This is a genomic window from Acidovorax sp. FG27, from assembly GCF_040365715.1.
In the GTDB taxonomy this organism is placed as follows: Bacteria; Pseudomonadota; Gammaproteobacteria; order Burkholderiales; family Burkholderiaceae_C; genus Paracidovorax.
In genome coordinates this window covers 1-12843 of sequence record NZ_BAABVY010000008.1, presented here as the reverse complement: position 1 = coordinate 12843, position 12843 = coordinate 1, and the positions used below count along the sequence as shown (strand labels likewise).

Below are 12843 nucleotides of genomic sequence, written 5' to 3'. Positions count from 1 at the left end.
CGGGGTGCCCTCGCCCGATCAGGCCTTGGGCGGGCGGTGCAGCGCGCAGATCTTGTTGCCGTCCGGGTCGCGCAGGTAGGCCAGGTACAGCTTGCCGCCGGGGCCCTCGCGCCAGCCCGGCGGGTCTTCGCACTCGGTGCCGCCGTGGGCCAGACCCGCGGCGTGGAAGGCGTCGGCCTGCTCGGTCGACTGCGCGGCAAAGCCCAGGGTGCTGCCGTTGCCGTGCGTCGCCGGCTCGCCGTTCAGGGGCGTGGTGATGGCGAACACGCCGGTGGGGCTGCGGTAGAAGTACCGGTTCTTGTTGGCCACACCAGGGCCCACGCCCAGGGTGCCCAGCAGGGCGTCGTAGAACTGGCGGGATTTCTCGAGGTCGGTCGCGCCGACCATGACATGGCTGAACATGGGGGTGTCTCTCTCCGGGCAGGGTGATGGAAAAAACGCGGGGGCCATGTTAGCCGCGCGCTGGCCGGCGCCATGTCGCGCAGGCACCCCGCGTGACGGGCGGCGGGGTGCAGCGAAAAGGGCGGTCGGAAAGCGCCATTCCCATTCCATTCCACAGTCCGTTCGGGCTGAGCCTGTCGAGGCCGGGGCGTGCGATGGACGCGCCCTTCGTCTTCGTTGCTGCACCGGCCAGAAGCCCGATGCCGGCCGGTGATCCGCAGCCGCCTAAAATGGAATCAAAATGGCCTGTAGCGCTTGTTAAATCAATGCATTGCGCTATCAATAGTGGAGCAGATGAGCCCGCTCGCCTCACGTCCCTACCTCTCCATCCATGCGCATCCTCCACACCTCCGACTGGCACCTCGGCCAGCATTTCATGGGCAAGAGCCGCCAGGCGGAGCACCGGGCGCTGATCGATTGGCTGCTGGCCCAGGTCGATGCCCAGGCCGTCGACGCGGTGCTGATCGCGGGCGACATCTTCGACACCGGCGCGCCGCCCAGCCATGCGCGGGAGCTCTATGCGCACCTGGTCGGGCAGCTGCACCGCGCCGGCGTGGCGCTGCTCCTGATCGGCGGCAACCATGACTCCGTCGCCACGCTGGGCGAAAGCCGGTCGCTGCTGCACCTGCTGGGCGCCACCGTGGTGGCCGACGGGGGCGCCAGCCCGGCCGATCACGTCGTGGTGCTGCCCCGGCGGGGCGGGCAGGGCGTGCCCGGCTGCGTGGTGTGCGCCGTGCCCTTTTTGCGCCCGCGCGACGTGCTGCAGAGCCAGGCCGGGCAAAGCGCGCAAGACAAGCAGCAGGCCCTGCAGGCCGCCATTCAGGGCCACTACCAGGCGGTGCACGCGGCTGGCGTCGCCCAGCAGGCGGCCCTGCTGTGCGAAGGCGGCCATGCCGTGCCCCTGATCGCGACCGGCCATCTCACGACCGTGGGCGCCAGCAGCAGCGAATCGGTGCGCGAGATCTACGTGGGCTCGGTGGACGCCTTTCCGACCGCCGCGTTCCCGCCGGTCGACTACGTCGCGCTGGGGCACATCCACCAGCCGCAGAAGGTGGGCGGGCTGGAGCACATCCGCTACAGCGGCTCGCCCATTCCCCTGGGCTTCGACGAGGCGCGGCAGGCCAAGCAGGTGCTGCTGGTGGACCTGGACGCCACGGGTCTCAAGGCGGTCACGCCGCTGCCCGTGCCCTGCTTTCAGCCGATGGTGGCCGTCACCGGCAACCTGCAGGCGCTGGGCCCGCTCATCGCCGCGGCGGCCAGTGCAGGCACGCCCAGCCAGCCCGTGTGGCTGGAAGTGACCGTGGCCGAGGACGACTACCTGAGCGACCTGCCGGCGCGCATGGCCACGCTCACCGAGGGCCTGCCGGTGGAGGTGCTGCGCGTGCGCCGCCAGCGCGCCGGCGCTGCCGTGCTGCCCGCGGGCGCCGCGCCGCAGACGCTGGACGAGCTGACCCCGGCCGACGTGTTCGCCCGCCGCCTGGCGCAGGAGAGCCTGCCGCCCGAGGTGCAGGCCGCGCTGGACGAGCGCTACCGCGAGGTGGTGCGCGGCCTGGCCGAGGGGGCGGCATGAAGATCCTGCGGCTGCGCCTGAAGAACCTGAATGCACTCAAGGGCGAATGGGCGATCGACTTCACCCGCCCGCCCTTCGCCGGCAACAGCCTCTTTGCCATCACCGGCCCCATGGGCGCGGGCAAGTCCACGCTGCTGGACGCCATCTGCCTGGCGCTCTACCACCAGACGCCGCGCCTCTCCAGCGTCTCCAAGTCGGCCAACGACATCATCACGCGCCACACGGCCGACTGCCTGGCCGAGGTCGAATTCGAAGTGAAGGGCGCCACCTACCGCGCCTTCTGGAGCCAGCGCCGCGCGCGCGACAAGGTGGACGGCGCGCTGCAGGACCCGAAGGTGGAGCTGGCGCAGATCGACCCCGCGACCGGCGCGGGCACCATCCTCAGCAGCCAGAGCCACGACAAGCTGCGCCGCGTGGCCGGCATCACCGGGCTCGACTACGGCCGCTTCACCCGCTCCATGCTGCTGGCGCAGGGCCAGTTCGCCGCCTTCCTCAACGCCAGCGCCAACGAGCGGGCGGAACTGCTGGAAGAGCTGACCGGCACCGAGATCTACGGCGAGATCTCCGCCCGCGTGTTCGAGCGTGCCCGCGACGCCCGCCAGCAGCTCGACCAGCTGCGCGCCCGGGCCGACGGCGTGGAGCTGCTGCCCGCAGACCAGAGCGCCGCCATGCAGGCCGAGGTGCAGGCGTGGACGGCCGAGCTGGCCCGGGTGCAGGCCGACTGGGACGCCGCCGCCGCGCAGCGCCAGTGGCATGCCGACCTGGCCGACGCCGCGCAGGCCGCGCACGCCGCGCGGGGCCAGCTGCATCAGGCGGCCGACGCCCTGCAGGCCGCCGCCCCCGACTTGCAACGCCTGGCCCACAGCGAGCCCGCCCAGGCCCTGCGCGCCCCGCACGCGGCCTGGCAGCAGGCGCTGGCTGCCTGCCAGGGCAGTGATGCGTTGATCGCCGCGCTGCAGGAGCAGCAACGCGAAGAAGCAGCCTCGCACCGCCGGCACCACCAGCGCGCCGCCGGGCTGGCCCGCCGCGTCGCCCAGGCGGCCGACGGCGAGCTGGCGCAGGCGCGGATCGCCCAGCAGCGCCATGCCGACTATGGCAGCGCCCACCCGCAGCACGCCCACCTGGGCGAGCGCCTGGGCGCCTGGCGCCAGCAGTTCGCGCAGTGGCACGTGCTGCAGGGCCGCCTGGCGGATCAGCGCATGGCCTTGCAGGCGCTGCAGGACGAGATCGCCCGGCAGGGCGAGCAGGCCGTGGCGCAGCAGGCGCGGGTCGATGCCGAGCGGCAGGCCCAGGCCGCCGCCCAGGAGGCCCTGCAGGCCGCGCAGGCGGCGCTGGCCGGGCGCCTGGACGGCGGCACCCTGGCCGCGCTGCGCGAGCGCCTGCGCCAGGCACAAGGCCAGGCAGCCGCATGGCGGCAGATCGTGCCGCTGGGCCGGCAGCGCCGCGAGGCAGCGGCCCGGCAGCAGGCGCTGGTGGACGAGACCCGGCACCTGCAGGCCGCCCTGGCGCAGCAGGAGGCGGCGCGGCTGGCCCTGCGCGGGCAGTACGCAGCCGCCCGCGAGCAGGTCGCCGACAAGCAGAAGCTGCTGGACCAGGAGCGCCGCATCCAGAGCCTGGAGCAGCACCGCCAGGCCCTGCAGCCCGGCGACCCCTGCCCGCTGTGCGGCGCCACCGAGCACCCCGCCATCGACGCCTACCAGGCGCTGGACGTATCGGGCACCGAAGCCGCGCTGCGGCGCAAGCAGGCCGAGCTGGACGCGCTGGCCGAGCAAGGCCAGGCCGTGGCGCAGGCCCTGGCCGCCCGCCAGGCCCAGCTGGCCGACCGGCGCGAGCAGCAGGCCGCCCTGGCCGAGCGCATCGACGAATGGACGCGCCAGTGGGCGGACGGCACGGCGGCCCTGCACCCTTCGCCCTCGGCGGCAACAGCGTGGGCGGCCGAAAGCTGGCAGGACGCCGCCGCCCTGGACGCTGGCCTGCAAGCGGCCGAAGACGCCCTGGCGCAATGGGACGACACCCTGCAACAGGCCGAAGCGGCCAGCCAGCAGGTGCAGCAGGCCACGGCCGCCGCCAGCTGCTGCGATCACGCGGTGCAGGGCGCCGCGCATCAGCTGGCGCTGCTGCTGCAGGCCGCCCAGGCCGCGCAGGGCCGCCTGGCCGCGCTGGGCGATGCCCTCGCCGCCACCGAAGCCGAGTCGCAGGCGCTGCAGCGTGACCTGCGCGCCGCGGTGGAGGGCGCCGGCTACGCGCTGCCGGGCGAACCCGCGCAATCCGCCGCGTGGTTGCAGGCACGCGACGCCGAATGGCAGCGCTGGTGCCACGCCCAGAGCGAATTGCAGGCGCTGGCGCAGGGCATCACCCGCCTGCAGGCCCGCTGCGACGCCGCGCACGCCCAGGCCGCACAGTGGGCGCAGCGCGGCGCCGCATGGGCCACCGGGGCCGCCGGAGCCGCGGAGGGCGATGCGCCATCCACCGCGCCCGCTGACATCGACGACCTGCCGGCGGAAGACGCTGCCGCCCAGCTGCAGGCCAGCGCCGACTCCATCGACGGCCTGCAGCGCACCCTGGCCGCGCTGGAAGGCCGCCAGGCGCAGGCGGAGGCCGTGCGCGCCGAGCAGGCCGCCGCGCTGCAGTCGGCCGCCCACGCCTGGCAGGCCGCGCTGCAGGCCAGCCCCTTCGCCGACCTGCCCGCCTTCGAGGCCGCGCTGCTGCCGCCAGAAGAGCGCCAACGGCTGGCCGCGCTGGCGGGCGCCCTGCAGGCCGCCCGCCAGCGGGCCGACGCCCTGTGCCAGGCCGCCGAGGCGAAGCACGCCCGACTGCAGGCCCAGGCGCCCGCCACGCAGTCCCTCGAAGCGGTGGCCGACCAGCTGGCACAGCTCGAGGCCCGGCGCACGGCGCTGAACGAGCGCATCGGCGCGCACCGGGCCCTGCTGGCCCACGACGCCCGCCTGCGCGCCAACCAGCAGGCGCTGCTGGAACAGATCGCCAGCCAGACCGCCGACACCGACCTGTGGCAGCGGCTCGACGGCCTGATCGGCTCGGCCAGGGGCGACAAGTTCCGCAAGTTCGCGCAGGGCCTCACGCTGGACCACCTGCTGCAACTGGCCAACCGCCACCTGGCCCGCCTGCACGGCCGCTACCTGCTGCGCCGCAAGCCCACGGGCGAGCTGGAGCTGGAGATCGTCGACGCCTGGCAGGGCGACACCTGCCGCGACACCCGCACGCTGTCGGGCGGCGAAGGCTTCCTGGTCAGCCTGGCGCTGGCACTGGCCCTGTCGGACCTGGTGAGCCACAAGACCTCCATCGACTCGCTGTTCCTCGACGAAGGCTTCGGCTCACTGGACGGCGACACCCTGGAGGTCGCGCTGACGGCACTGGATTCCCTCAACGCCAGCGGCAAGATGATCGGGATCATCAGCCACGTGGAGGCGCTCAAGGAGCGCATCCCGGCGCAGGTGCGGGTGGTGAAGGGCGGGGGCGTGGGGCATTCGCGGCTGGTGGTCTGACACATCAGCCTCCCTCTGCTGCGCCATCCACTTGGCAAACAACTTGGCAATTTAGTTGGAATTTTTGGAAAAAACCCTTTTTCGACAATTGGTTATAGGCTGTTGAATCTTGGCAAAATAGCAGGATGTATGTCGACATTCACCAGTTCGAGCCCCTGCTTCCAGGCGACGTCCGGATGGAAGCCCTGCTTGCCAAGGCGCATGACCTGTCGCGGCTGGCCACCACCCTGGCGGGCATGCGTGTGCCCCCGGAATTGCGCAGCCTGCTGCGCAGCATGAACTCGTACTACACCAACCGCATCGAGGGGCAGCACACGCGGCCGCATGAAATCGAGCAGGCCCTGCGACAAGACTTCTCCAAAGATGCCGTGCTGGCCGCCAAGCAGCGTCTGGCCATAGCGCATATCGAGGCGGAACAGGTGCTGGAGCAGCGTTATGCCGGAACCGAGGGCGCTGCCCGCCTGTACACGCCCGAGGCAGTGCGGGACATTCACGATGCGTTGTTCTCCCGCCTGCCCGCCACCGATCTGTTCACGTCCGAGCGCGAATCCATCGCCCCTGGTGCGCTGCGTGAGCGCGAAGTGCGCGTGGGCCAGCACGTGGCCCCCACGCATGCCTCAGTGCCGTTGTTTCTGCAACGCTGGGCTGCGTTCTATGGCGGCGTGCGCCGGGGCGAGGCGGCTTTGGTGGCCCTGGCCTGCGCGCACCAGCGATTGGGCTGGGTGCACCCTTTCGTGGATGGCAATGGCCGCGTGATGCGGCTGCACACCCACACCTGGCTGACGGCGATGGGCTACACCGGCGGGCTCTGGTCGCCCCTGCGCGGCTTCGCCCGCAGTACCGAGCGCTACTACGCGCTGCTGGCCGACGCCGACAGTCCGCGCCGGGGCGACCTGGACGGGCGTGGCAACCTGAGCGAGCAAGCCCTGATCGCGTGGGCCGACTACGTGCTGGACATCTGCCTGGACCAAGTCCGCTTCATGGCTGGCCTGCTGGACTTCGGCGCCATCAAGAGCCGGATCGAGGCCTGCTTGGCCTACGAAGCCACCGTGCTCAAACAAGGCGTCCGCCAGGAAGCCCTGCGCGGCCTGCACTACCTGTTCCTGAGCGGCGAAGAAATGCCACGCGGCGAATTCAAAGCCATGCTCGGCATGAGTGACCGGAGCGCAACGGATGCACTGGGTGCGCTGGTCAGACGCGGGCTGCTCAAGTCCGACTCGCCGCAAGGCAGGGTGCGCTTTGGCCTGCCCCAGCATGCGCTGCGCTTCATGTTCCCGCAGCTCTGGCCAGAGGCAGAGGCGGACCCGGCCAACGCACGGTGACCTGACAAGGCCGAACGGAAAGCGGTGGCGGGCAGCGGGCGCTCGGCCGGCCTACTTCTTCATGAACGCATCCCGCGCCGCCATCGCCAGATCGGGATAGTTGGCGAACATGCCGTCCATGCCCATCTCCAGATAGTTGCGGAACTCGGCCGCGGCCTTCGCTGCGTCGGCCTGGGCGAAGGTCCAGCCGTGCACCTTCAGGCCGGCGGCGTGGGCCTGGTCGATGTAGGCCTTGCTGATCGGATAGGTGGTGTTGTTGATCAAGAGGCCGATGCCTTCCGTGAAGCCGGCGACCTCGGCCAGCGTCAGGGTGCGCACGGTGCTGCCCGATACGATGCCGACGCGCGGCGAGCCGTCCGGCGCCGCCGCGGCCACGCCCAGCAGGATCAGCGGCATCTTGTTGTTCTGCGCGACCTGCTTGGCGCGCAGGCTGCGCAGCGTGGCATCGCTGAACGACTGGATGAAGAGCTTGCTGCGGGCGTCGAAGCCGTTGTCCGCCAGCGTCTTCAAGATGCCGTCTTCCATGGCCGGGTCGGCCTGCTTGGCCTCGGGGTACAGGCCCACCGTGCGGCCGGCCGTGCCGGTCTGCTGGCGGGCGAAGCTCACCACCTCCTGGAAGGTGGGCACGCCGTACGGGTTGGGCGCGCTGGGGGTGAAGCCGGGGTAGCTGGTCTTGGCCGTTCCGGTGGGCACCACGGTAAGAGTCTTGACTTCGGCGAGCGTGAAGTCGGCCACCTTGTAGCCGCCACCCCGCTGCGCGAACAGCGAAGCGACGTTGGTGGTGCGGTTCAGCGTGTCGTCGTGCATGGCGATGAGCGCGCCGTCGCGGGTGATCTGCAGGTCGGGCTCGATGAAGTCCGCGCCCATGCGGATCGCCAGTTCGTAGCCGCCCAGCGTGTGCTCGGGCAGGTAGCCGCTGGCGCCGCGGTGGGCGATCACCTGGGGCCGCGCGTCGTCGTCGTTGCCGCTGCCGCCGCATGCGGCCAGGCCCAGGGTGGACAGGCACAGCGCGGCGGCCATCAGGGTGGTTTTCATGAGCATCGTCGTTCCTCTGGAAAAACGGACGACTCTAGAAGTGGGCCGTGGCAGGTGCATGACGCTGGGGCGACATAGCGGCGCGGGATGGTGACTTTCCGCAGCGCGGGCGGGGGGCGAGCGCCAGCCTCGGCGCTCGTGCGGGTGGCGCGATGGGCGCTCAACGCGACGAGCGCACCGCGCCCGCGCCCATGTCGATCGTCCCGAAGACCGTGACCCCGCTCTCACCCGACTGGGCACCGGTGCCCGTGGCGGGGTCATTGGCGGGGCGCGGGGCCACGGTGCCGCAGCCACCGAGCATGACGAGGGCACAGGCCCACAGGGCCGCCCTGCCGCCGGCCACGGAGAAGGCGGAGCGTGGGCGCCGTGGCGCCTGTGCCGAAGTCATGACGGTCATTCGCCATCTCCTTGCAGGTGCTTGCCCAGGATGCCCGCCAGCTCGAACATGCCGGCCGTGTCCTTGCCGAACACGGCGCGCAGCTTGTCGTCGGCGACGATGGTGCGCTTGTCCTTGGGGTCCTGCAGGTTGTGGGCCTTGATGTAGTCCCACATCTTCTTGACGGCCTCGGGCCGGGCGACCGGCTCCGCGCCGATCACGGCGGCCAGCGCCGCGCTGGGCGCCTTGCCGGCGGCGGCCTTGCGGGGCGCCTTGGCGGCGGCGGTCTTGGTGGCCGGGGCCTTCTTGGCGGCGGCGGGTTTGGCGGTCTTCTTGGCCGCGGCGCCCGTCTTTGCTGTCTTGGATGCTATGGTTTTTGCGGCAGCGCCCGGGCGCGGCGGGAACTTGCTGGGCGCGAACTCGAAGTTCACCTTGCCCGCCTCCGCGTCCCAGGCCAGGTGGGCCTTGAAGGCGCGGCGGGTGCGCATGCTGACGAACTTGTCCAGCAGGTCGGTCTTGCCGGTGGCCAGCAGCTTGCTCATCTGCGAGCGCTCCACCGGCTGCTGCAGGATGACCTTGCCGCTCTTGAAGGTGCAACTGGGCGTGGGCTGCGCGGCCGTGGGCACCGACTTGCTGCACACGTAGTTGGCGCCGTGCTCGTACACCGGCGCGCCGCAGATGGGGCAGTCGCCCAGGCTGACCTGCTCGCCGAAGTCCACCAGCTCGCCCGATTCCTCGGCCGCGCGGTCGTCGCCGAAGTCGAATTCAAGCTTGAAATTGCCGGCCTCTTCGTCGCGCACGATGGCGACCTCGGCCGTGAACGGCCAGCCCGCCTTGGAGCGAAAGCCTTCCAGCGGGCCGATGCGGCGGTCGCGCAGCAACTGGTCGGCCTCGGCGGTCTCGAAGGTGCGACCCGCGGGCGACTTGCCGAACGAGAAGCCGCAGGCATCGCTGCCATCGCCCGATTTGCCGACGCAGGCATAGCGGCGATAGTTCTCCTTCACCACGCCGCCGCAGTTGGGGCAGGGGGCCGAGAGCGTGGCGTAGTCGCCGGGAATGGTGTCGCGGTCGTATTCCTTGGCCTTCTTGACCATGCGCTCGGTCATGGCGGCGATCTGCTGCATGAAGGCTTCGCGGCTGAGCTGGCCCTTCTCCATCTGCGAGAGCTTGTATTCCCACTCGCCGGTCAGGTCGGCGCGGCAGAGCTCATCGACCTCCAGGCCGCGCAGAAGGGTCATCAGCTGGAAGGCCTTGGCGGTGGGGATCAGCTCGCGGCCTTCGCGCAGCATGTATTTTTCGGTCAGCAGGCCTTCGATGATGGCGGCGCGCGTGGCGGGCGTGCCCAGGCCCTTTTCCTGCATGGCCGAGCGCAGCTCTTCGTCGTCGATCTGCTTGCCCGCGCTTTCCATGGCGCCCAGCAGCGTGGCTTCGGAATAGCGGGCGGGCGGCTTGGTCTTCAGGCCCTTGGCTTCGGCGAATTCGGTGCGCACCATCTCGCCGGGCTGCACGGCCACCAGCGGCTGGCCCTTGTCGCCGGCCTTGCCGTCTTCCACCTCGCCGGCCGCTTCCTTGCCGTAGATGGCCAGCCAGCCGGGCTTGACCAGCACCTTGCCCTCGGTCTTGAAGCTGTGGCCCACCACCTGGCTGACGCGGGTGGTGACCAGATGCTCGGCGCTGGGGAAGAACACCGCCATGAAGCGGCGCACCACCAGATCGTAGAGCTTCTGCTCGGCCTCCGACAGGCCGCTGGGCGCCTGCGTGGTCGGGATGATGGCGAAGTGATCGCTGACCTTGGCGTTGTCGAAGATGCGCTTGGAGGGGCGTACGTAGCTGCCGTCCAGCGCCTGCTGCGCGAACGGCGCCAGGTGGCGCATGCCGCTGGTGGCCAGCATGCCGAAGGTGTCTCTCGCCACCGGCAGATAGTCTTCCGGCAGCGCGCGGGAATCGGTACGCGGATAGGTCAGCGCCTTGTGGCGTTCATAGAGGCTCTGCGCCAGCGCCAGCGTGGTCTTGGCCGAGAAGCCGAACTTGCCGTTGGCCTCGCGCTGCAGGCTGGTCAAATCGAACAGCGCGGGAGAAGCCTGGCTGGTGGGCTTGCTTTCCTCGGTGACGGTGGCCGCCTTGCCGCGCACGGCCTCGGCGATGGCCTGGGCGTCGTGGATGTTCCAGAGCCGGTCGGCGCGCGCCTCGGGGTCTTCGCTGTTCTTCTTCCACTTCGGGTCGAACCACTTGCCCAGGTATTCGCCCGCCTCGGCATGGAAGCCGGCGTGGATCTCCCAGTAGTCGCGGCTGATGAACTTGCGGATCTTTTCCTCGCGCTCCACCACCAGCGACAGCGTGGGCGTCTGCACCCGGCCCACGGTGGTCAGGAAGAAACCGCCACCCTGCGAATTGAACGCCGTCATCGCCCGCGTGCCGTTGATGCCCACCAGCCAGTCGGCCTCGGAGCGGCTGCGCGCGGCGTTGGCCAGGCCCTGCATCTGCTGGTCGCTGCGCAGGTGCTCGAAGCCGTCGCGGATGGCCTGCGGCGTCATCGACTGCAGCCAAAGCCGCTTGACCGGCTTGCCCAGACCGCCCTTGGCGCCCCCGGCGTACTGCTCGATCAGCCGGAAGATCAGCTCGCCCTCGCGGCCCGCGTCGCAGGCGTTCACCAGCTCGGTCACGTCCTTGCGCTTGGCGAGCTTGACGACCGCGTTCAGGCGGCTCTTGGTCTTGTCCACGGGCTTCAGGTCGAAGTGCGGCGGGATCACCGGCAGGTGCGCGAAGCTCCACTTGCCGCGCTTGACGTCGAATTCCTCGGGCGCCTGGATCTCCACCAGGTGGCCCACGGCGCTGCTGACCAGGTAGCGGTCGTTCTCGAAATGGTCTTCGTGCTTGTCGAACTTGCCGGCGATGGGCGTGAGCGCGCGCACGATGTCCTGCGCCACCGAGGGTTTTTCTGCAATTACCAGGGTCTTGGTCATTTTGTGGGTCTCGCCATTTCAGGCGCTTCTACAATTCCGCTTCTTCATGCGCGCACGCGCACGCATGTGTGCCTATTCAAACTAACAGAGTTTTGCCATGCCCCGCATCGCCCCGCCCGTCGCCGCACCCGTCGCCTCGGGCCGGCGCATCCAGACCCGGCGCTCGGGCGTGCACGGCAAGGGCGTCTTCGCCGTGCAGGATATTGCCGAGGGCGAGGTGCTGGTCGAGTACGTGGGCGAGATCATCAGCTGGCAGGAGGCGCAGGACCGGCACCCGCACGACCCCGCGCAGCCCAACCATACCTTCTACTTCCACGTCGACGAAGACCGCGTGATCGACGCCAACTACGGCGGCAACTCCTCGCGCTGGATCAACCACAGCTGCGCGCCCAACTGCTTCGCCGACGAGCGGGACGGCCGCATCTTCATCACCGCGCTGCGCAACATCGCCGCGGGCGAAGAGCTGAGCTACGACTACGGCCTGATCGTGGAAGAGCGCTACACCCCGAAGCTCAAGGCCGAATACCCCTGCTGGTGCGGCGCCGCCACCTGCCGCGGCACGCTGCTGGCCCCCAAGCGCGGCTGGGCGCCGCCCGGGCTGGCCCCGGCCAAGGCCAGCACCCGGAAGGCGAACGCCCCCGCCCAACCCCGGGGCCCGCGCCGGTGACCCGCGCCCCCGTGCGCTGGCAGGCCGAAGCCATCTGGGAGGCCGTAGCGCCCCGGCTGCCCGGCTTCACCGTCGAGATCCTGCCGGAGATCGACTCCACCAACACCGAGCTGATGCGCCGTGCCCGTGCCGGCCGCACCGAGCCCACGCTGCTGGTCGCCCAAGCGCAGACCGCCGGCCGGGGCCGGCTGGGCCGGCCGTGGCAGAGCCAGGCGACCGGCGTGGCGGCCACCAGCGCGGGCGCGCTGCCGTCCCTCACTTTTTCGCTCGGCCTGCCGCTGGCGCCGGCCGACTGGTCGGGCCTGTCGCTGGCCGTGGGCGTGAGCGTGGCCGAGAGCCTGCAGCCCGAGCTGCCCGCCCCCGGCAGCGGCACGCCGCGCATCGGCCTGAAATGGCCCAACGACCTGTGGCTGGACGGCGACCGCAAGCTGGGCGGCATCCTGGTGGAAACCGCCAGCTTCGTCGCCCCGCAGGGCGCTGGCGGCCCGGCCGCGCTGCCGGCCGCAACCCGCTACGTGGTCATCGGCATCGGCATCAACCTGCTGGCGCGCTCCGGCGACGGCATGAACACCCCGCCGGCCTTCCTGGGCGAGGTGGACGCCTCCCTGGACGCCCCCGCCGCGCTGGCCCGCATCGCCGCGCCCCTGGTCGCCATGCTGCAGTCGTTCGAGGGCTACGGCTTCGCGCCGGTGCAGCCGCGCTTTGCCGCGCGCGACGTGCTGCGGGGCCGCGCCGTCACGCTGAGCGACGGGCAGGCCGGCACCGCCCACGGCGTGGGGACGGATGGCGCGCTGCAAGTGCTCACCCCCGCCGGCATGCAGTCGGTGACCAGCGCCGAGATCAGCGTGCGCCCGGCCGGCCGGGCCCTGCCGCCGACCTGACGCATGCTGCGCCTCGCCTTCATCGCCCTGCTGCTGGCCAACGCCGGCTACTACGCCTGGTCGGGCGGTTGGCTGCGTAGCTGGG

The 12843-nt window shown here is 70.9% G+C and carries 9 protein-coding genes and 1 pseudogene; 6 read left to right on the top strand and 4 right to left on the bottom strand.

What is annotated here, in order from left to right; all coding sequences use genetic code 11:
• Positions 1-18: 18 nt before the first annotated feature.
• The gene (locus tag ABWV53_RS05200; RefSeq protein ID WP_353363636.1) at positions 19-402 is read right to left on the bottom strand and encodes a VOC family protein; all 384 of its coding nucleotides are present in this window, start codon (positions 400-402) and stop codon (positions 19-21) included.
• Between the two features lie 370 nt (positions 403-772).
• Here ABWV53_RS05200 and sbcD point away from each other — a divergent pair, with 370 nt between their 5' ends.
• The 3 genes from sbcD (at position 773) to ABWV53_RS05185 (ending at position 6836) form a co-directional block, all read left to right on the top strand.
• Positions 773-2011, top strand: a complete 1239-nt coding sequence (sbcD, locus tag ABWV53_RS05195; RefSeq protein ID WP_353363634.1) for an exonuclease subunit SbcD — start codon at positions 773-775, stop codon at positions 2009-2011.
• Positions 2008-5514 (top strand): AAA family ATPase, encoded by a 3507-nt coding sequence (locus ABWV53_RS05190; RefSeq protein ID WP_353363632.1) that lies wholly within the window; start codon positions 2008-2010, stop codon positions 5512-5514. Before sbcD ends, ABWV53_RS05190 begins: the two co-directional genes overlap by 4 nt.
• 125 nt (positions 5515-5639) lie before the next feature.
• Entirely contained in the window at positions 5640-6836 is a 1197-nt protein-coding gene (locus ABWV53_RS05185) for a Fic family protein (RefSeq protein WP_353363630.1), read from the top strand.
• Between the two features lie 51 nt (positions 6837-6887).
• Here ABWV53_RS05185 and ABWV53_RS05180 read toward each other — a convergent pair whose 3' ends face one another.
• The 3 genes from ABWV53_RS05180 to ABWV53_RS05170 all read right to left on the bottom strand — a co-directional run bounded on the left by ABWV53_RS05180 (position 6888) and on the right by ABWV53_RS05170 (position 11210).
• Positions 6888-7877 carry a glycerophosphodiester phosphodiesterase family protein gene (locus ABWV53_RS05180; protein WP_353363628.1) on the bottom strand — a complete coding sequence of 330 codons (990 nt, stop codon included), beginning with the start codon at positions 7875-7877 and terminating at the stop codon, positions 6888-6890.
• Positions 7878-8031: 154 nt separating this feature from the next.
• Positions 8032-8268 (bottom strand): hypothetical protein, encoded by a 237-nt coding sequence (locus ABWV53_RS05175; RefSeq protein ID WP_353363626.1) that lies wholly within the window; start codon positions 8266-8268, stop codon positions 8032-8034.
• Positions 8265-11210 (bottom strand): DNA topoisomerase III, encoded by a 2946-nt coding sequence (locus ABWV53_RS05170; protein ID WP_353363624.1) that lies wholly within the window; start codon positions 11208-11210, stop codon positions 8265-8267. Before ABWV53_RS05170 ends, ABWV53_RS05175 begins: the two co-directional genes overlap by 4 nt.
• Before the next feature lie 97 nt (positions 11211-11307).
• On the opposite strand from ABWV53_RS05170, the gene ABWV53_RS05165 reads away from it, so the two are divergent.
• The 3 genes and pseudogenes from ABWV53_RS05165 to ABWV53_RS05155 all read left to right on the top strand — a co-directional run.
• Positions 11308-11877 (top strand): SET domain-containing protein, encoded by a 570-nt coding sequence (locus ABWV53_RS05165; protein ID WP_353363622.1) that lies wholly within the window; start codon positions 11308-11310, stop codon positions 11875-11877.
• Positions 11874-12758 (top strand): biotin--[acetyl-CoA-carboxylase] ligase, encoded by an 885-nt coding sequence (locus ABWV53_RS05160; RefSeq protein ID WP_353363620.1) that lies wholly within the window; start codon positions 11874-11876, stop codon positions 12756-12758. Before ABWV53_RS05165 ends, ABWV53_RS05160 begins: the two co-directional genes overlap by 4 nt.
• A 3-nt stretch (positions 12759-12761) precedes the next feature.
• Positions 12762-12843 (top strand): annotated as a pseudogene (locus ABWV53_RS05155) (SPOR domain-containing protein); the annotation flags it as partial.

Bases quoted from the DNA above. Each gene is read 5' to 3' on its own strand.
- ABWV53_RS05200 (WP_353363636.1), bottom strand. From the start codon at position 402: ATGTTCAGCCATGTCATGGTCGGCGCGACCGACCTCGAGAAATCCCGC.
- sbcD (WP_353363634.1), top strand. From the start codon at position 773: ATGCGCATCCTCCACACCTCCGACTGGCACCTCGGCCAGCATTTCATG.
- ABWV53_RS05190 (WP_353363632.1), top strand. From the start codon at position 2,008: ATGAAGATCCTGCGGCTGCGCCTGAAGAACCTGAATGCACTCAAGGGC.
- ABWV53_RS05185 (WP_353363630.1), top strand. From the start codon at position 5,640: ATGTATGTCGACATTCACCAGTTCGAGCCCCTGCTTCCAGGCGACGTC.
- ABWV53_RS05180 (WP_353363628.1), bottom strand. From the start codon at position 7,877: ATGCTCATGAAAACCACCCTGATGGCCGCCGCGCTGTGCCTGTCCACC.
- ABWV53_RS05175 (WP_353363626.1), bottom strand. From the start codon at position 8,268: ATGACCGTCATGACTTCGGCACAGGCGCCACGGCGCCCACGCTCCGCC.
- ABWV53_RS05170 (WP_353363624.1), bottom strand. From the start codon at position 11,210: ATGACCAAGACCCTGGTAATTGCAGAAAAACCCTCGGTGGCGCAGGAC.
- ABWV53_RS05165 (WP_353363622.1), top strand. From the start codon at position 11,308: ATGCCCCGCATCGCCCCGCCCGTCGCCGCACCCGTCGCCTCGGGCCGG.